The sequence below is a fragment of the Prosthecochloris marina genome, from assembly GCF_003182595.1.
GTDB classification, from domain to species: domain Bacteria; phylum Bacteroidota; class Chlorobiia; order Chlorobiales; family Chlorobiaceae; genus Prosthecochloris; species Prosthecochloris marina.
Window position 1 is genome coordinate 21,862 of sequence record NZ_PDNZ01000001.1, and the last position, 18,598, is coordinate 40,459.

General features: G+C 45.8%; 21 protein-coding genes and 1 tRNA gene. 14 read left to right on the forward strand and 8 right to left on the reverse strand.

Features of this window, described 5'->3' with window-relative positions:
• The first annotated feature begins 145 nt into the window (after nt 1–145).
• Entirely contained in the window at nt 146–1,498 is a 1,353-nt protein-coding gene (locus tag CR164_RS00080) for a UDP-glucose dehydrogenase family protein (RefSeq protein WP_110021889.1), read from the forward strand.
• Here CR164_RS00080 and thiD read toward each other — a convergent pair.
• The 3 genes from thiD to CR164_RS00095 are packed head-to-tail and all read right to left on the reverse strand — an operon-like array spanning nt 1,447 to nt 3,551.
• Entirely contained in the window at nt 1,447–2,304 is an 858-nt protein-coding gene (thiD, locus tag CR164_RS00085; protein ID WP_110021890.1) for a bifunctional hydroxymethylpyrimidine kinase/phosphomethylpyrimidine kinase, read from the reverse strand. The two genes, CR164_RS00080 and thiD, sit on opposite strands and share 52 nt — an antisense overlap.
• Nucleotides 2,292–2,918 (reverse strand): thiamine phosphate synthase, encoded by a 627-nt coding sequence (gene thiE / locus CR164_RS00090; protein WP_110021891.1) that lies wholly within the window; start codon nt 2,916–2,918, stop codon nt 2,292–2,294. The genes thiD and thiE overlap by 13 nt, the downstream gene beginning before the upstream one ends.
• Nucleotides 2,919–3,551 (reverse strand): thiamine phosphate synthase, encoded by a 633-nt coding sequence (locus CR164_RS00095; protein ID WP_110021892.1) that lies wholly within the window; start codon nt 3,549–3,551, stop codon nt 2,919–2,921. It abuts the gene before it with no gap.
• A 120-nt stretch (nt 3,552–3,671) separates the two neighbouring features.
• On the opposite strand from CR164_RS00095, the gene CR164_RS00100 reads away from it, so the two are divergent.
• Nucleotides 3,672–4,142, forward strand: coding sequence for a RidA family protein (locus tag CR164_RS00100; protein ID WP_110021893.1), 471 nt, complete (start codon nt 3,672–3,674; stop codon nt 4,140–4,142).
• Between the two features lie 5 nt (nt 4,143–4,147).
• Here CR164_RS00100 and CR164_RS00105 read toward each other — a convergent pair whose 3' ends face one another.
• Nucleotides 4,148–4,636 carry a DUF192 domain-containing protein gene (locus tag CR164_RS00105; protein ID WP_110021894.1) on the reverse strand — a complete coding sequence of 163 codons (489 nt, stop codon included), beginning with the start codon at nt 4,634–4,636 and terminating at the stop codon, nt 4,148–4,150.
• Between the two features lie 116 nt (nt 4,637–4,752).
• Nucleotides 4,753–5,034 (reverse strand): hypothetical protein, encoded by a 282-nt coding sequence (locus tag CR164_RS12965; protein ID WP_153303680.1) that lies wholly within the window; start codon nt 5,032–5,034, stop codon nt 4,753–4,755.
• A 22-nt stretch (nt 5,035–5,056) separates the two neighbouring features.
• On the opposite strand from CR164_RS12965, the gene CR164_RS00110 reads away from it, so the two are divergent.
• The 3 genes from CR164_RS00110 to CR164_RS00120 all read left to right on the forward strand — a co-directional run bounded on the left by CR164_RS00110 (nt 5,057) and on the right by CR164_RS00120 (nt 8,104).
• A complete protein-coding gene (locus CR164_RS00110) occupies nt 5,057–6,691 on the forward strand; it encodes a S41 family peptidase (protein ID WP_110022268.1) in 1,635 nt (544 codons plus the stop codon).
• 58 nt (nt 6,692–6,749) lie between these two features.
• Nucleotides 6,750–7,406, forward strand: a complete 657-nt coding sequence (locus CR164_RS00115) for an START domain-containing protein (RefSeq protein ID WP_110021895.1) — start codon at nt 6,750–6,752, stop codon at nt 7,404–7,406.
• 74 nt (nt 7,407–7,480) lie between these two features.
• Nucleotides 7,481–8,104: an START domain-containing protein gene (locus CR164_RS00120; RefSeq protein WP_110021896.1), complete on the forward strand. Its 624-nt coding sequence runs from the start codon at nt 7,481–7,483 to the stop codon at nt 8,102–8,104.
• A 104-nt stretch (nt 8,105–8,208) separates the two neighbouring features.
• Here the strand turns inward: CR164_RS00120 and rfaE1 are convergent, their stop codons facing one another.
• Nucleotides 8,209–9,186, reverse strand: coding sequence for a D-glycero-beta-D-manno-heptose-7-phosphate kinase (gene rfaE1 / locus CR164_RS00125; protein ID WP_110021897.1), 978 nt, complete (start codon nt 9,184–9,186; stop codon nt 8,209–8,211).
• Nucleotides 9,187–9,407: 221 nt separating this feature from the next.
• Here rfaE1 and ffh point away from each other — a divergent pair, with 221 nt between their 5' ends.
• The 8 genes from ffh to CR164_RS00165 all read left to right on the forward strand — a co-directional run bounded on the left by ffh (nt 9,408) and on the right by CR164_RS00165 (nt 15,622).
• Entirely contained in the window at nt 9,408–10,757 is a 1,350-nt protein-coding gene (gene ffh / locus CR164_RS00130) for a signal recognition particle protein (protein ID WP_110021898.1), read from the forward strand.
• A 43-nt stretch (nt 10,758–10,800) separates the two neighbouring features.
• Nucleotides 10,801–11,217, forward strand: coding sequence for a 30S ribosomal protein S16 (rpsP, locus tag CR164_RS00135; protein WP_110021899.1), 417 nt, complete (start codon nt 10,801–10,803; stop codon nt 11,215–11,217).
• Nucleotides 11,218–11,312: 95 nt separating this feature from the next.
• Entirely contained in the window at nt 11,313–11,819 is a 507-nt protein-coding gene (rimM, locus tag CR164_RS00140) for a ribosome maturation factor RimM (RefSeq protein WP_167392925.1), read from the forward strand.
• 85 nt (nt 11,820–11,904) lie between these two features.
• Nucleotides 11,905–12,618 carry a tRNA (guanosine(37)-N1)-methyltransferase TrmD gene (gene trmD / locus CR164_RS00145; RefSeq protein ID WP_161953455.1) on the forward strand — a complete coding sequence of 238 codons (714 nt, stop codon included), beginning with the start codon at nt 11,905–11,907 and terminating at the stop codon, nt 12,616–12,618.
• Between the two features lie 16 nt (nt 12,619–12,634).
• Nucleotides 12,635–12,994, forward strand: a complete 360-nt coding sequence (rplS, locus tag CR164_RS00150) for a 50S ribosomal protein L19 (protein ID WP_110021901.1) — start codon at nt 12,635–12,637, stop codon at nt 12,992–12,994.
• A gap of 88 nt (nt 12,995–13,082) precedes the next feature.
• Nucleotides 13,083–13,982: an MBL fold metallo-hydrolase gene (locus tag CR164_RS00155; protein WP_239994408.1), complete on the forward strand. Its 900-nt coding sequence runs from the start codon at nt 13,083–13,085 to the stop codon at nt 13,980–13,982.
• Between the two features lie 36 nt (nt 13,983–14,018).
• Nucleotides 14,019–14,834, forward strand: a complete 816-nt coding sequence (locus CR164_RS00160; RefSeq protein ID WP_110021902.1) for an HhH-GPD family protein — start codon at nt 14,019–14,021, stop codon at nt 14,832–14,834.
• 38 nt (nt 14,835–14,872) lie between these two features.
• A complete protein-coding gene (locus CR164_RS00165; RefSeq protein WP_110021903.1) occupies nt 14,873–15,622 on the forward strand; it encodes a Mut7-C RNAse domain-containing protein in 750 nt (249 codons plus the stop codon).
• On the opposite strand, the gene CR164_RS00170 is transcribed toward CR164_RS00165, so the two are convergent.
• Nucleotides 15,619–17,448, reverse strand: a complete 1,830-nt coding sequence (locus tag CR164_RS00170) for an AMP-dependent synthetase/ligase (RefSeq protein WP_110021904.1) — start codon at nt 17,446–17,448, stop codon at nt 15,619–15,621. The genes CR164_RS00165 and CR164_RS00170 overlap by 4 nt on opposite strands.
• 387 nt (nt 17,449–17,835) lie before the next feature.
• Here CR164_RS00170 and CR164_RS00175 point away from each other — a divergent pair, with 387 nt between their 5' ends.
• The gene (locus CR164_RS00175; RefSeq protein ID WP_161953456.1) at nt 17,836–18,375 is read left to right on the forward strand and encodes a DUF2939 domain-containing protein; all 540 of its coding nucleotides are present in this window, start codon (nt 17,836–17,838) and stop codon (nt 18,373–18,375) included.
• Between the two features lie 94 nt (nt 18,376–18,469).
• Here the strand turns inward: CR164_RS00175 and CR164_RS00180 are convergent.
• A tRNA-Cys gene (locus tag CR164_RS00180) sits at nt 18,470–18,540 on the reverse strand.
• Between the last annotated feature and the right edge of the window lie 58 nt (nt 18,541–18,598).

An 18,598-nucleotide genomic window follows, 5' to 3' on the forward strand; every position in this document is an offset into this window, starting at 1 on the left:
GCCGGCGTTGGTAGATTACCGGGGTCGCGTCGTACACGTGTTGTAAAGAAAATGGACTTGGGAAATAGGCGATAGATCGATGAAACGAAAAGACTTATCTTTGTCTATCAGCGGTTTCCGTTTAACTAATCACTACTTGTAAACTATGAAGATAACCATATTCGGATCGGGCTACGTTGGATTGGTAACCGGCGCATGTTTTGCAGAAGTTGGAAACGATGTGCTGTGTGTCGACATCGACGAAGAAAAAATCAGTCGTTTGAAGCAAGGGGAGATACCGATTTATGAACCTGGTCTTGAGGATATGGCTGTTGACAATGCACGTGAGGGTCGTCTGCGGTTCACTTCCGATCCAGCTGAAGGTGTGGCTTTCGGGTTGTTTCAGTTTATCGCTGTGGGGACTCCGCCGGATGAAGATGGCTCAGCCGATCTTCGCCATGTACTCAGTGTTGCCAAAACCATCGGCAGCAATATGGAAGATTACCGAATCATTGTCGATAAATCAACAGTACCGGTGGGAACGGCCGATTTGGTCAGTGAGCAGGTGAAATCAGCGATGGAGGAGCGGGGTGTTTCGATCGATTATGATGTCGTATCGAATCCCGAGTTTCTCAAGGAAGGTGACGCCATCAGCGATTTCATGAAGCCCGAGAGAATTATCGTCGGTGTGGATAATCCACGAACTAAAGAGCTGTTACGGAATCTCTATGCGCCGTTCAACCGGAGCCATGAACGGTTCATCGCTATGGATGTGCGTTCAGCAGAGCTCACGAAGTATGCGGCAAATGCTATGCTGGCGACGAAAATCAGCTTCATGAATGAAATCGCTAATATTGCCGAGCGTGTCGGGGCTGATGTCGAAGCTGTCCGTCACGGAATCGGATCGGATTCGAGAATTGGATTTTCGTTTATTTATCCCGGCGTCGGTTACGGTGGTTCCTGTTTTCCGAAAGATGTGCAGGCGCTGGAAAAAACAGCGGTGAAATACGGCTATGATGCCAGGATACTGCAGGCCGTCGAGGCAGTCAACCATGACCAGAAAGTTTCGCTGGTGGATAAGATGAAGGGGCATTTCGGGAATGAGTTAAAGGGCAAGACCATTGCCTTGTGGGGGCTGGCATTCAAGCCGAACACCGATGATATGCGTGAGGCTCCCAGCCGTAGAGTTATCGAGGAGCTATGGGCGGCCGGCGCATCGGTGCGGGCCTATGATCCGGTTGCAATGGATGAGGCTCGCAGGATCTACGGAGAGCGCGCAGATCTTAAGTTGGTTGAAACGTCGGAAGATGCTCTCAAGGGTGCAGATGCACTCGCAGTGGTCACAGAGTGGAGGGTGTTCCGGAGCCCGGATTTCGAGGTTATCAAGCAGGAGTTGAGCAGCCCGGTGATCTTTGACGGACGGAATATTTACAATCCGGACCTGATGGAGCAGCTCGGGATTACCTACTATTCGATTGGGCGTATCCCGCGAGGTGAGGGATTGTCCCAGCAGCCATAAAGGTGATGAAGAGGTCCTGCGCCATTACCCAGGATAAAGCTGGCTCCTGCTTGTAATGCTTCCTGGGTAAACTGCTTGCCTTTCCTGACGGCTTCGGAAAGGTCACAGCCTTTTGCGGTATATGCTGCTATGGCGGAAGAGAGAGTGCAGCCGGTTCCATGGTTATTTATTGACGAGACCCTTGGTGCAGAGAACCATTCACCTCCTTTTGCCGTCAGCAGGTAGTCTTTGCAGATATCACCGGTCATATGTCCTCCTTTTACAAGAACTGCAGAAGTTCCTTTGTTCTTCAATGTTTCTGCAGTTTTTTCAATGTCGCTTCTTGTCGATGGGATATTTTCAGAGCCTGACAGCGTTGCAGCTTCAGCAAGATTGGGTGTGATAAGTTTTGCCAAGGGAAAGAGCTCTTCGATCATCGCGCTTTTCGCTTCGTCTGAAACAAGTCCGGTTCCGTCGGAAGATTTCAGTACCGTATCGACAATCACCGGTATCGAGGGAAGGCGCCGGAGGGTATCGGCAACGGTCCGGACCGTCGATGCTGATGAAATCATGCCTATTTTAATTGCATTGATTGCTATGTCATCCGTGAGTACCTCGATCTGTTCCTTCACAAAAGATGCTGAAAGTGCTACCGAGTTAAATACACCACGTGTATTCTGAGCGGTGACATCGGTTATGACGCTCAGACCGTAGCAGCCGAGAGCGGCAAAGGTTTTGAGATCCGCCTGTATCCCTGCTCCACCGCTGCCGTCAGAACCCGCAATGGAAAGGACCGTGGTATAGTTTGTCTTTGTTATTGGAGGCATGACTGCATGTTTTGTATGAGTTCCGAGGTCGCTTTTCTGGGATCCGGTGCTTCAGCCACAGCGGAGATAACCGCAATTCCTGTCGCTCCAGCCCTGATTACTTCACCGGCATTTGAAGCTGTAATCCCTCCGATGGCTATAACAGGGATGGATATATGTCGGGAAACCTCGGTAATGCAGCTTGTCCCAAGCGGTTTGCCGGTTTTTTGTTTCGAGGAAGTTGGATAGATGTGCCCTAACCCTACATAGTTGCATCCAGCCCGGACTGCTTCTTCAGCCTCTGCGAGTGATGATATCGACATTCCAAGGATTTTGTTTTTGCCAAGAAGCTTTCTCGCCGGAGCAACTGGGAGATCTCGCTGGCCAAGATGAACACCGTCGGCATTGGCGGTAAGAGCAATATCGACCCGGTCATTGACGATAAATATGGCGTCGTAGACGCGGCAAAGTTTTTGTATGTCTACAGCCCAGTCGTAAAGAGCTGAGCCTGGCGCTGTTTTATTGCGGAGCTGAATCATGCGTGCACCGCCTTCAAGCGCTTTTTCAGACTGTTCTACAGGGCATGATGAGTTTGTTGCAGTTATATAGCAGAGGGTAGGGCGTTCTATTTGCATTTATTGATCGAGCACATTTTTAAAGTTTTCGAGCGTGACGGAAAGATTTTCCGAGATATGAAAAATCGACAGAGCGGCAATGCCATATGCACCGTGATCCAGACATTGCCGGGTGTTTGCCGGAGTGATACCTCCGATAGCGTAAACCGGAATAGAGACGTTTCGAGATACTTTTTCGAGTTTTTCAAGTCCCATGGGGGAGCCGTAACGCTTTTTCAGAGGAGTATCGAATACCGGGCCAAAGATGAGATAATCCGCTCCTTCCGCTTCTGCAGAAAGAGCACTTTGAAGGGAGTGGGTGCTCTTACCCAAAAGCATGTCGGGTGCAGCGGCATGGACCTTTCCAAGGGGAGTGCTGTTTTCGGGAAAATGTGTTCCGTCTGCACCTGTTGCAAGGGTTATGTCGAATCGCTCATTGAGGAAAAGCAGGGAGTTACTGTCATGCATGAGGCTTTTCACCAGCAAGGTCATCTCATAAAGAGTTTTCGCATCGAGATGTTTTTCTCTGATTTGAACGATAGCTGGCAGCTGTGCTGTCAGCTGCCGGACAAGTGCCGGAAGTTCTTGTGCAGGGTAAGGACGCTCAGGGCTGTTGCTTACCATGTAAAGCCGGGGAAGAGTTCTTTTTACCATGCCCGGTTATTCTGTTGCATGTATTACGTTCTCACAATAATGATTTTTCGCTTATTTAAAAAAAGCCTTTGAAAATACATTACATTAATGGATGAAAAGGTTCATCAAATACTGTAAATCATGTCAGAAACCGAAGAAAGACTTTGCAACGCAGGGCTTGCATTGCCTGATATAGCCAATCCGGCAGGAATTTATGTACCGGCTTTGCGATTAGACAACCTTGTCTTCACTTCCGGGCAACTTCCTTTTGTAGAGGGGGTGCTGATGGAGCAGGGAGGAAGGGGAAAAGTAAATGAGATCAATCAGGCTCAGGCTGCAATTGCCGCTCGTGTGGCTGCGCTCAATGCTCTTGCTGCGGTAAAAAGTGTGGTACAGGATCTCGATAATGTTGAAAAGGTCTTGAAACTGACTGTATTTGTGGCAAGCGAGTCATTTTTTACCAATCAACACATTGTGGCAAACGGTGCTTCTGCCGTATTGTATGAGGCTTTTGGTGAGAATGGAAAGCATACTCGAAGCGCTATCGGTGTTTCTGAGCTTCCGCTTGGTGCAAGTCTCGAGCTCGAGCTGGTTGTTGGTTGTTCTTTTTGATACTTTCATTTCCGTTTGGGATGGCTGAATAAAACAGTATCACCAAGGCTGATGCCATGCTCTTCAAACCAGCCGCTGTTAACCTCAAGAACGTACTTTACGGGTACATATGAACTATAAAAGGTAGTCGAGTCATTCACGGTTTTGGCGGTATGGATGGTTCGTATAACCTTATTGCTGTCAATGAATGCCATGTCAAGTGCAATAAAAGTGTTTTTCATCCAAAAACACCGTGTTGCACTATCGTTATAGATGAACAGCATCCCTTCATTTTTACCGAGTTGATTTCTCCACATCAGCCCTTTTTCTCTTGTCTTTTCTGTATCCGAAATCTCAGCAGTAATGTTGTGTCCCTGAATCGTTATCAGTGATTTTATTTTGGCAATTTCTTGTGAATAAGACGAAATAAAATTCATGATAATTGTGATTAATATTGACATAATTAATGTTATTACCATTTTGTTTTTGGTTTTATTTTGTTTTGCTTTTTTCATTTTAAAATGTCAGTTTTTTGAGTAAATAAATGTTGGTGATTATTTATTTATTTTCTTTTATTAAAAGTTATTAGTTTAGTTTACTTCTGTTTTAGTTTATTTTGTTTTTATTCTTTTTAATCTGTTTTAAAAGTAATTTTTTTGTCATGTTTATTTGTTTTATTTGATGTTTTTATTGTTGTTTTTTCTTTTTTTTGTGCTGTGTTTTTTTGTTGTTTTATTTGATTTTTGTGTTTTGTTTTTGTGTATTTTTTTGTTGTTTTGTGTTCCTGAAAGAGAAGTGAATATTCAGTCGGGGGAGAGCAGTCCGGTGAGTTTGATGTTCTTTTTTTGGGTTTTTGCTTGTCTATAGGTAAAATAATGAAGAATGAGGTTGCCTGCTTTTTATTTCTCTTCACAATAGACGGTATACAACTTATTATGCCCCGGGTTTTACAGGTTATATTGATATTGGCAATACTGCTTTTCTGCGTTCTGATCGGCGGATTCTTCGGTATTCAGTTCAGCCAGAGGCATCACGGGGGAGCCTCTGATGCAATTTTCGGTCAGCAGCAGAAGAAAATTCATGAAGTTTTCAGCATAATTTCTGCTCTTTATGTCGATGAAGTCGATGGAGGGGAGTTGGTTGATTCGGGAATTGAAGGGATGACGCAAGCTCTTGATCCGCATACGACATATTTGAAGGCAGACCAAGTCAGTGTTTCAAATTCGGAGTTTCAGGGTAACTTCGAGGGGATAGGTATCGAATTTGATATTGTACACGACACTCTCCTTGTTGTAACTCCGCTCGCAGGTGGTCCGAGTGAAACCGCGGGAATAAAAGCAGGGGACAGGATCGTTGCCATAGACACTCTTTCTGCGATAGGCCTTTCTCCCATGGATGTGCTGAACAGGCTGCGGGGAAAAAAGGGCTCGGTTGTCACGCTTAAGATTTACAGGCCTTATACCTCTCGAAACTTTACGGTCGATATTGTACGCGACAAGATACCGACCTACAGTGTTGACGCGTTTTTTATGCTCGACGATATAACCGGATATATACGGATGAGCAGATTTGTGGCAACTACAGCTCATGAGTTCAGGGCTGCAATGGAAAAGCTGCTGGAACAGGGGATGCAAAAACTCATTGTCGATGTACGGGGAAATCCTGGCGGCTATCTGGACCAGGCGGTCGAGGTTGCCGACGAATTTCTTGGTGAAGGACAGCTGATAGTGTATACGAAAAGCCGTAACGGAGGGCCTGATGAAATGCGCTATTCAGCAACCTCAGGTGGGCTTTTCGAGGGGCGTGAAGTCATGGTTCTTGCGGATAGAGGGAGCGCCTCTGCCGCTGAAATCCTTGCAGGCGCTCTTCAGGATAACGAACGGGCTATGATTGTCGGCGAGTTGACTTTCGGCAAGGGTCTGGTTCAGCGTCAGTTCGACCTGGATGATGGTTCTGCTGTACGTTTGACAATTGCACGGTACTTTACCCCTTCCGGTAGAAGAATACAGCGCGATTTCAGTCCCGGTAGTGAAGGCAGGGAGCAATATTATCTCGAAAGCCATGAAAGCAGGGATGGGGAGAAACTCTTTAGTGAAGCAGGAAGTTTAGAGGTTGATAGTGATATAGAAGGCATAACTGTTTTCAGACCCTCACAGGAGCTGTTCAAATCTTCGGGAGGTATCGTTCCGAATTTTTGGGTTGTAGAGCCTTCAATAAATGAATTCTACAGTACGTTACTGACTATGGGGGTTCTGGATGAGACGGCATTGATGATTATCGATGATCCGTCAAGTTCTGTGCGAGGATTTGATGAAGACGTTGATGGTTTTATCGATACCTATGCCGAGAATGAAAGAGCGGAAAGGTACCTCCGTGAAATTTGCAGTGAAAAGGAGATTGTTTTCAACGAGAAACAGTTCGCTGACGAGAAAGAAAGCATTCTCAGCTCGATAAAGTCTCGAATCGCCCGTCAGTTGTTCGGTATCAATGCTCAGATCAGGGTGCTTGCCGAGGAGTCAGATAAAATGCTGCATTTTGCCCATGATTATATTCGTCGTGATGCTGCATAAAAAGGATTATAAGTGAATTGCCAGGTATACGTTTGAGAAAAATCAAAAACTTTTGCCTATGTCTTTACTTGAGAAAATCCAGAGCAATACCTGCTCGATGCGCTTGCAGAAAGACTGGCTAAAAATCTACACTTGTCCCGTGCCTACATCCGAGTTTCTTTCGTTTGTCGGTATTGCCGTGATGGATGTGCCGCAGCATAGTGTTCTGCATCTGCTCTACGATGTCGATGCCGCTACAGAATGGGTATGGAAAACCGATGAGATGAAGATTCTCAAGGAACTGCCCGACAATCAGGGGAGAATCGTCTACCAAAGGGTGACGGCTCCATGGCCGATATCCGATCGTGAAATCATCAGCCGTTCTCAGGGGTACAAGGATGCCAAGACCTCCGAAATTTTTATTAAAATGACTGCTGAGCCGGATATTCTTCCTGAAAATGCAAATTACGTCCGTGTTCGCCAGCTTGAAGGGGCCTGGAATATTATGCCCATCTCGGAAAACCGGTGCAGGGTTGTTTTTAGGCTGCATATCGAGCCCGGGGGAGAAATTCCATCCTGGTTGGCCAATATAGCCGTGATCGATACCCCTTACAACACCTTGAACAATATGCGTGAAATGGTCAAGCGCGAAAAGTACAAAACGCCGATCGAGGCACCGTTTTTGGATTCGCCTGAAAATATCGACCAGAACTATAAAGATTTTATTGTTGAATAGGTTTTTTATTATGCTATTCTACAAGGGTTGTGTCGGGAGTAAAGGTTTGTCAATTTTACAAGAGTTGAAGTGCCATGGATATTGAGGGGGCAAGGGAGAGCAACTGGGAGTTTCGAGTTGAGCACAAGGATATTTTTGTGTATTCCGCCAAAATAAGGGACTCTCATATCCTTGGTTTCAAGGGGGTGGTGGAATTTCCTGTATCGCTGAGGAGGCTCATAAGCCTTTTTCATGATACCGGCAATTATATACGATGGGTTCATCAGCTTTCAAGTATAGAGGTGCTTGAAAAGGGAGAGAATCTCGAATATGTCATTTATCAGGCTATAAACACGCCATGGCCCTTTCCGAAGCGGGAAATGGTCGTGCGCACCGGACTTGATACCGAAGGGGATAATGGCATAGCGGTAACGATGAAGTCCGATCCTGATTATATACCTGTCAGATCCGGAAATTACAGAATCAGGGAAACCTATGGTCGTTGGGTTTTCGAGCCAAAGGAAGATGACGTCGTTCGGATAACGTTCATTATGTATGTTGATCCGGGTAATGATATACCCCCGCCAATGAGTAATACAGCAATGTTCGAGGTGCCGTTTTATACGTTGCAAGGTCTCAGAAATCTTGCTTGTGACAGGGCTTATAATCCTCCATATCCTGAAGAGGTTGATGAGTATATCTCCATAGGGGAAGGCTGAGTGAGGAAAAGTAGCACGTTGTAGTAGTCTGCAGGGGTTTCAGTTTGCGGTTAACTGCCCAGTCCAAGAGTGCAAAGGACGGACAGGCGTTTTTTTTATGCAATTCATGCCTTGAAATACTCGCGGCAGGCTTTGAGGAGTTTTTCCGGACTGACAGGAACCGCACCTACCTCCTGGCAAACTGTTCCAGCTGCAATGTTTGCAATCTCTGCGCTTGTCTCGATATCAAGTCCGGCAGCAAAGCTCAGGGAGAGGATGGCGATAACGGTATCACCGGCCCCCGATACATCAGCGACATCGAGTGACGAGGCAGGGATATGGGTAAAACGGTCGTTGCATATCGTTAAACCTTTTTCACTTCTGGTTACAACAAGATGCTGGCAACGCATTTTTGTCATCAGTTGTTTGCAGGCCTGCTCAATGTCATGGTCGGTATTCTGCAACGTGATACTAAGGGAAGATGCGACTTCCGATAGATTGGGTTTGAAAACAGTGCTGCCGCTATAGTTGAAAAAACCCTTTAGTTTGGGATCTACGAAGACCGGTACTGAACGTGAAGATGCTAACGTTATGATTTTGTTGATGAGTGAAGGGGTGAGCACTCCTTTGTTGTAATCCTGAAGTACTATGGCGTCGAGTGAATCAATGGATGCTTTGAAGTGCCGATCGATGAACTCTTCAGCGGCAGCAGTGGCCTCGTCACGGCTTTCGTAATCGACTCGGGCAATATGGTGGTTCTGGGAGAGAATCCTTGTCTTGCATGTTGTCGGCCTTTCGGGGTCATGAAAAAGATGTTCCGGGGATACCCCGTGGTTTTGCATTAACTTTTTCAAAGTTCTTGCATTGTCATCATTGCCGACTATGCCAAACAAAATGGTTTTTGCGCCCATTGCATGGATATTCACGGCAACGTTGGCAGCTCCTCCCAGTCTCAGCGTTTCGTGAGAAACATCAACGACGGGGACTGGATATTCGGGAGAAATTCTCGAGACATGACCGAAAATGTACCTATCGAGCATGATGTCTCCGACAACAGCTATCTTCTTTTTATTGAACGAATTAAATATTTTTTCGATATCCATGGGATGCAGGGCGGGATGTTTGCGGCAATAAAGGTTTATTACGACTCCTTATGGTGTAGTGTCGATGCAAAGCTTTCACTGTAGGGAAATATATAAAAGCAGTCGGGATATAAAAGTATGAGGGCTTCGGGGGATGGTTATAAACTTTGAATTTTTACTTTTTTTTACTATAATTAAAGCTATCCATTTTTGGGTTGCAAAAGAGAAAAAAGTCATCTGCAATGTTTGATAATTTAAGCGACAAGTTAGAGGCTACTTTTAAAAAGCTTGCCGGTCAGGCAACGATCAATGAAGTGAATATCGGCATAGCCATGCGCGATATCAAGCGGGCTTTGCTGAGCGCCGATGTAAATTACAAGGTTGCCAAAAAATTTGTTGAAGAGGTTCGGGAAAAGGCTCTGGGCCAGGATGTTGTAAAAAGCGTTTCTCCTGCTCAGATGATCGTGAAAATAGTCAGCGACGAGTTGACCGAGATCATGGGAGGGGAAAACAAGCCTCTCGACCTGAATACGAAAAAACTTCCGGCCATTGTCATGGTTGCAGGTTTGCAGGGTTCTGGTAAAACCACTTTTTGTGCCAAGCTGGCAAAGCGCCTGAAGAAAAACGGCAAACATCCATTGCTTGTAGCTGCTGATGTGTATCGTCCTGCTGCTGTCGATCAACTTAAAACACTCGGAGAGCAGATCGATGTTCCGGTTTTTGCTTTGAGTGAGCAGGATGCATTGAAGACAGCACATCAAGGCGTTGATTCGGCAAGAAAGAACGGTAATGATGTCGTGATTGTCGATACCGCCGGGCGTTTGCAGGTTGACGAAGACATGATGGTCGAGGCTGAAGCACTCAAGGATCAGTTGAAACCGGAAGAATTGTTGTTCGTTGTCGATGCGATGATCGGGCAGGAAGCGGTCAATACTGCCAAAGTTTTCAATGATCGGCTCGATTTCGATGGTGTTGTGCTGACAAAGCTTGATGGTGATGCCAGAGGGGGATCGGCGCTTTCAATCAAACAGGTCGTCGACAAGCCGATCAAATTCATGAGTGTCGGTGAAAAAGTTGATGATCTGGATGTGTTTTATCCTGACCGTATGGCCCAGCGTATTCTTGGTATGGGTGATATTGTCAGTTTTGTAGAAAAGGCGCAGGAGACGCTAGACCTTGAAAAAACGCGGAAAATGCAGTCGCGTCTCTTGAAAAATGAATTTGATCTCGATGACTTTTTTGATCAGCTTCAGCAGCTTAAAAAAATGGGATCCATACAGGGCCTTGTTGAAATGGTCCCGGGGCTCAATAAAATGATTCCGAAACAGGACCTTGACGGTTTGGACTTCAAACCTATTGAAGCTATTATCTCTTCCATGACGAAGCAGGAGAGGGCGACACCTGAAATTATCAACGGCAGCCGTCGTCAGAGGATCGCAAATGGCAGCGGCACACGTGTTCAGGATGTCAATATGCTGCTCAAGCAGTTCAAAGAGATGAAGAAGATGATGGGTTCCGTAACCAAGATGACAAATTCAGGCCGTAAGATATTGCCGCAGAACTTGCCACTCGAAAAGCTTTTAAAACGTTAACTTTTTGTTTCGTATACAATTATAACTTAAATCCATATTAGCATTGGTTAAAATCAGACTTAGAAGAGCAGGAAGAAAGAAGTTGCCTTATTATCAGATCGTTGCTGCTGATGCACGTGCCCCGAGAGACGGTAAATTTCTTGAAGTGATCGGTAACTACCAGCCGACAGCGAAGCCTCATGCAATTACAATAGATAAGGAGCGAGCAGCTTATTGGCTTGGTGTTGGTGCTCAGCCGACAACAACCGTCCGCAGTCTGATTCGTGCAACCGGTTTGCTCCATGAGTTGAATATGAAACGAAGAGGGCAGAGCGACGAAGAAATCGCTGCTGAAATGGAGAATTGGCAGGCTCGTGAAACTGAAAGGAAACAAAAAAGACTTGCTGTAAAGACCCGTCGCCGTCAAGCAAAGAAAACTGCGGAAGCAGAAGCGCAGGCACAGGCAACAGAAGGGGAATAATAAAAAACTCTTCTCAACGGCTTGAAGAACATTCTGAAAGCATCTTGAAAGATGAATATTGTTTTGGCAAAAATCATTTTTGAGGTGCTGACATAATGAAAGAACTTTACCTTGTCGGCAAGATTCTCAAGGCAAAAGGTTTGAAAGGTGAGATGAAGGTCTTGCCAATTACAGATTATCCTGAAAGTTTTCTTGACCGAAAGGTTTTTTATATAGGGAAAAATGAGAGCGATGCGGTTCGTCAGGTTGTTCGTCAGGGAACATTGCGAAAAGGTTTCGCCTATCTTTTGTTCTTTGGTATCGATACGAGGGAGAAAGCTGAAGCGGTAGCCGGGGAAAAAGTCTATGTGTCTGTTGATGACTTGATTCCTCTTCCTCACGACAGGGCGTACCTGCATGAACTGAAGGGGTTGAAGGTACTCAACGAGTCTTTTGAAGAGGTTGGGGTTGTTCTCGATGTGCTGAAAATGCCGGCTCATGAGGTATATGAGGTTCAATGTGGTGAACAGGTTGTTCTTGTTCCGGCTGTCGAAGAGTTTGTTGAAGAGATTGTCATTGAAAAAGGATACATGGTGTTGAAACGGCTTGAAGAGTTTCTGTAGAGTCTCGAGCAGTTCCCGTGCAATTTGTTGAAAGCCTGGAAGAGCCGGAGCGAGCAGAGGTTCAATTCAGGAAAAGTCTCTTTACATGGTGTCATTGCGGATAGATGTCATTTCCGTTATTCCCGGTTTTTTTGAGTCATCCCTTGAAAAAGGGTTGCTTGGTATAGCTCGAAAAAAGGAACATGTCCAGGTGTATGTTCATAATCTTCATGATTACGGGTTGGGAAAGTACAAGCAAGTCGATGATACTCCTTTTGGGGGTGGAGCTGGAATGGTAATCAGGCCCGAGCCGGTTTTTGCGTGTATTGAAGCGTTGATGACTGAACGATCGTATGATGCTGTTATTTTCATGACTCCGGATGGAGACCGTATTGATCAGTCAACAGCTAACCGGCTTTCAAGACTGAAAAATCTGATTATATTGTGCGGTCATTACAAAGCCGTCGATGAAAGGATCAGGAAAAAGCTCGTTACCATGGAGATCTCGGTCGGTGATGTTGTTCTTTCGGGTGGGGAGATTCCGGCATTATTGTTGATGGATGCCGTTGCAAGGCTTATTCCTGGAGTTTTAGGGGACAGTGAGTCGGCCTTGACCGATTCTTTTCAGACGGGTATGCTCGATTGCGAGTACTATACGAGGCCGGCAGAGTTCAGGGGGATGCGCGTTCCTGAAGTTCTCTTGTCCGGACATCACAAAAAAATTGAGGAATGGCGAAGTGAAAACGCTTTGAAACGAACGCAGGAAAGGCGACCGGATCTTCTCGACGGTGACAGTATTGAAGAGTTAAGGAAAAAATAACGTTAATATATTTATCATGGATCAGTTAATTCAGTTGGTTGAAACAGCACAGCAGAGAAACGACCTGCCGGAGATTCATCCGGGAGATACAGTGAGAATGCAGCTAAAGGTTATTGAGGGTGAAAAAGAGCGTTTGCAGGCTTTTGAAGGCGTTGTGATCAGTGAAAGAGGGGCTGGAGCATCCAAAACCGTCACTGTTCGTAAGATTTCCAGCGGTATAGGTGTTGAGCGCATTATTCCTTTGAATTCACCGAATATCGAGAGCATCAAGGTATTGAAAAACGGCAAAACGCGTCGCGCAAAACTGTTCTACCTCAGAAAACGTACCGGTAAGGCTGCTCTGAAAGTCAAAGAACGCAAAATGGTTACATCATAGATCGCTTTTCAGTTGGTAGACCCTTTCTTGTTGCCGGACATCGGTAATTTTATTAGTATGAAAAGGCCTGACGTTTGTCGGGCTTTTCATGTTTATCAAGGTTGGTGGGGCAGTGCTTTTTTTAATTTTGCCTTCTTTCTGCTCTATGCTTTCAGTCGGTGATTATACATTGCAGACACTCAATGTGCAGGAGTTCAGCCTTGACGGCGGTTCTGTTTTTGGCGTAGTCCCAAGAGTGCTTTGGGAGAAAGTCATTCCCCCTGACCATCTCAACCGGGTACGATTGTCGATGCGGATTTTGCTGATCAGAGGGAAGGGTAGGAACATCCTCGTCGATGCGGCGATGGGGACGGCCTGGAGTAGCAAGATGAGGTCCATTTACGATCTTTCCGAATGGCGTCTCGATGAAGAGCTGCAAAAGGCCGGTTTGAACCGAGAAAAGATCACAGACGTTATTTTCACACACTTGCATTTCGACCATGTAGGGGGGGCTTTCGAAGAGAAGGACGGAGAGCTTGCAGCGGTTTTCCCCAACGCCCGTTACTACGTTCAAAAGGAAAATTATGAAACAGCATTTCATCCGAACATGAAGGAGAAACCCAGCTACCCCTCTTCGTTTATAAGGGCATTGGGGCAGTCGGGATCAATGGAACTTGTTGATGGAATCGTTCAGTTGTCACCCGGAATAGAAATGGTGCCCATGGGCCATGGGCACACAGCAGGACATCAGCTGGTGAAAATCAGCGGAGAGGAAAAAACCGTTGTTCATGGTGGTGATTTGATTCCTTCGTCCGCACACCTGGGTGTGATACGGGGACTTGCTTATGATATTGCCCCTCTCGAGGTAATCCGTGAAAAAATTGCCTTGCTGGACAACCTGATTTCTGGCAACTGGATATTATACTTTGCTCATGATCCGTTTATTACAGCCGCTACACTTCGCGAAGGCGAGAAACATGTTGTTGTCGATAGAGAAGTAGCGGTGTAAAGGCATCAGCTTATTTGTTGAAAAAGGAGATGGTTCGTGGAGCTCGAGCAGGAAAAAATAGGCGGTTTGCAGGAAAAAGTTTTTTCTTTTTACAAAAGCAATAAAAGAACGTTCCCCTGGCGTGAGACAACTGACCGTTATGCTGTTCTTGTCAGTGAGGTTATGCTTCAGCAGACCCAAGCGGAGCGGGTTGTTGAGAAATATCTTACATGGCTTGAACGTTTTCCCGATATCCCTTCCTTGGCTGGAGCATCGCTGAAAGAGGTATTGTCTTACTGGAGTGGACTTGGCTACAATGCAAGGGGGCAGCGTCTGCATCGTTGTGCAAAGGTTATCGTCAGTCAATATGCCGGTGTTGTACCATCGGAACCCGAAAAGCTGATCGACCTTCCAGGAATAGGGATTTACACCTCTCGGTCCATTCCGATTTTTGCTGATAACCTCGATATTGCAACTGTCGATACCAACATACGAAGGATATTGATCCATGAGCTTGGATTGTCTGAATCTTCAGGGGCGGCTGAGTTTCTCTCGGTTGCTGAAGCAGTTTTGCCACAAGGGAGAAGCCGTGACTGGCATAATGCACTTATGGACTACGGGGCGCTCTATCTGACAGGGAAAAAAACAGGGATACGGCCGTTAACCAGGCAATCGAAATTCAAGGGATCGACACGCTGGTACAGGGGAAGAATTGTCAAGGACCTTGTCGGGGTTAAAGCAATGCAGCTGGAGGAGTTGATCGAACGGTACGGTAAAAAGGTTGTCGGTGTTCTCGAACAGCTCGAAGCGGAAGGTCTTGTCGAGCGTTCTTTAGTCGGGGAGTCAGGTGCTTGTTACAGAATTCCGGAATGATGTGAGTCAGCTTTCAAAAGCTTTTGAGCGATTGGGCCATGGTGAGCAGCTTCATCGTTTATCTTGATTTCAGTCCGAATTTGAGGTTTTTCCTCAAAGAAGGAAAAAACGGGAAAACAATACGCAAACGCTTGCGTCATGCCACGACCGTGAAAGATGTCGTCGAATCATGCGGCGTTCCTCATACGGAGATTGGTCTGATACTGGTGAACGGCAGAGCGGTTGATTTCAATTATCATATGTTTCCGGAAGACAGGGTGACTGTTGGCGATGTCGATCCGGAAGCGGCTGAAGGTTTCGGATTGCAGCCGATGCCTGGCAAACGTGCGGCGTTTATCGCTGATGAGCATCTTTCCAAACTGGTACGGAGACTCAGGGTGCTCGGCATTGATACGCTTCTTTTTTCAGGGGGCCAGGATCAGGAGCTGCTTTTTGCGATGCAGCGTTTCGACCGTATTTTGCTGACAAGGGACAGGCGTCTGCTCATGCATCGTATTGTTCGTTCGGGTTACTGTATTCGTTCTGACAATGCTGTTCAACAGGTGTATGAAGTTATCGGGCGGTTTGCCTTGGCGGGGAGCATTAATCCATTTTCCAGATGTCCTTCTTGCAACGGCTTGCTTGAAAAAGTGGACAAACAGCTGCTTATGAATCAGCTCGAGCCAAAAACACAACGTTATTACTGTGATTTTCTTCGCTGTGTTTCATGCAGGAAAATATACTGGCATGGTTCTCATGCCGAAAAACTGGGAGCCTTTGTTGCTGATGTTGTAAAAAGGTTTGGCTAATCGGAGTTATAGAGGGTATTCATCGTACTGTACAGAGAATCGATCTCTTTCTGGAAGGTCTTGTTTATTGATTTCCGTTTCAGTTTCAGTGTTGGAGTCATATAGCCATTTTCAATGGTGAAAGGATCCTGCATTAACAGGAATTTTCTTACCTTTTCGTGGGCTGCAAGCTGTCTTGAGATGTTTCGGAGAAGAGATTCGTAAATTTGACGGACCTGTTTGAGCTCGACAAGATCATTCTTTGTTGTCCAGTTCAATTGTCTTTCTTCAGCAAACGATTCCAGTTCGGAAAAATTGGGAACGATCAGGGCGATAAGGAACGGTTTTTTTTCTCCGGCCACCATGACTTGGTCAACATAGTTGTTTTCGGCAATCAACTGCTCGATAGGGAGTGGTGCAATGTTCTTGCCCCCGGAGGTTACGATGATATGTTTCTTGCGGTCGGTTATTTTCAAGTATCCGTCTTCATCGAGTTCACCTATATCACCAGTGTGGAACCAGCCGTCATAAATGACTTCTTTGGTTGCTTCCTCGTCGTTCCAATAACCTTTCATAATGTTCGGTCCCTTGAAGAGTATTTCTCCGTCGGTGCCGATTGCAATGTCTACATTGTCGACTGCCGGTCCCACCGTGCCGAATTTTACCTTTTCAGGACGGTTTACATTGGTTACGGGTGAAGTTTCTGTCAATCCGTACCCTTCAAGAATGACAATGCCGAGAGCCTGAAAGAATTCACCGACTTTTATTGGTAGAGCGGCTCCGCCTGAAACAAAGTAACGCAGATGCCCTCCAAATTTTTCCTTGATCTTGGTGTAAACAAGTTTGTTTGCAAGGCTGTGTTGCACGGAAAGCAGTGTCCCGGGTTTGCTGGTTCGGTCCTGCTTGTGGTATGTTATTCCGGTATCGAAGGCCCATTTGAATATTTTTTGTTTGACAGGGCTTTGATTTTCTATTTGTTTCAAAATATTGGCCTTGATCCGGTCGAAGAGCCGTGGGACCGTAAAAATAATCGTGGGTTTTGCTTCTGCAATGTTCAACGAGACGGTTTCAATACTTTCGGCGAGATAAATTTGGGCACCGCATGCAAAAAGCAGATAGTAGCCACCGGTTCTTTCATAAGAATGGGAGAGTGGAAGAAAAGAAAGACTCCGATCAGACTCGTCGAGTCGAATAATGGAAGAACAGGACTTGACATTTTCACAGATATTCCCATGGGTCAGCATAACACCTTTTGGAAGGCCTGTTGTTCCTGAGGTATAAATGATCGTTGCTATATCATCCGGCTTAAGCATTGTATAGCTTACGTAGTCCGGTGTGCTGTCAAGGATGGCATGACCGGTTTTTTTCGCTTCAGAAAGTTCCGTAACGCTATCGACCTTTTCGTCAAGCCGGTTCATGACGATAATAAATTCGAGATCAGGAAGGTTTTGCCAGATAGAAAGGACTTTTCCAAGCTGAAGCATGTTGGAGACAATTATAGCCTTGGAGCCGGAGTCCTTGAGAATGTATTCTATCTGATTGGGGGGAAGAGAAGGATAAAGAGGGACATCGGCCGCCCCGATGCCAAGGATCGCCATGTCTGCAAGATACCAGCCAGGACGATTTTCCGATAGAATGGCGACACGATCTTTTGCTTCTATACCCTTATGTTTCAAAAACGCGGCAAGTGCAGAAACGTCTTCACTGAAGGAGTCATAAGAGATCGGTTCATAGGTATCGTTTACCTTTCTGGCGATGGGGAATTTTTTCTTTTGTCCTTTGTAATGGCGGAAAACCTGTGTGAAAAGTTCTGGGAGTGTCTGGAAATCAGGATAAATGAGACCCATAAAGTAACCTGGTTTTGATATGTCGAGTTTACTGCTTCAGCGTGACCAACCGCATTTCCCGAAAAAACGGGACATCAGGCGGGGAAAACCAGGTGCGGTAGAGTGCCACTAAGGTGGACAAGCTATGTGCCCGAAAAAATATTTAACATTAGTTTATAACCTTTGCAAATTGCAAACTTCGATTTGTGATTTTCCTTACATTTTTTCCGTGCAACGTGCTTCGGGCCTTAAGATGTCTGACGGAAAAGAGGCTGGTGTCTGTCTCGTGTCTGTAAATGCGGTGGCATGACAATAGATATTTCTCTACTTTTTCATTAGATATGGTGAGATTCTCAGATGATAATCAAGCGATTTTGCCGTCAAATAGTAAACACTCAAAAAAAGAAAATGAAAAATGTAAAAGCTGGTGCTGTACTTGCTGTTGTCGCCTTTGTTCTTCTGCTGGGGTATATGTTCGCTACACCCTATATCACTGTCAACCAGATGAAGGCAGCTGTCAAGAATCATGATGCTGATGCGTTGTCTGTGCATGTCGATTTTCCTGCATTACGGCAGAATTTGAAAGATCAGCTCAATGCGAACATTTTGGATAACATATCTTCGGAAAATGCAGATGAAGAAAATCAGTTCGCTGCTTTTGGGGCAGCTTTGGGAGGAATGATGGCGGAAAGAATGATTGACGCCATTGTTACTCCGGCCGGTATGACACGGATGATGGAGAATCAACAATTCGGGGTCGAGGGTACTGGCGATACTTCTGCAGATCGGATTGAAAAGGAGCCCTTCGCCGATGCTGTTATGTCTTATGAGTCGTTCAATAAATTTGTGGTTACTCTTCCAGAGAGTGAGTCGGGAAAGGAGGTGAAATATATTTTCAGCCGCAGGGGGATGGGCTGGAAGCTTTCAGACATAATGCTTCCGCTGTAACAAAAGAGTGGAGGCTGCAAATGTAGGCTTTGAAAACGAATGTCCGCTTAAAATACAAGAGGCTGCCCTTTTTAGACAGCTTCTCTCTTGTTTGAGGCGAAGAGCGGATTCGAACCGCTGTAAAAGGTTTTGCAGACCTCTGCCTAGCCACTCGGCCACTTCGCCTTGTTACATAGGGAAGTTAATGTATAGAAAAAGATCAATGATTACAAATGACGGAAGG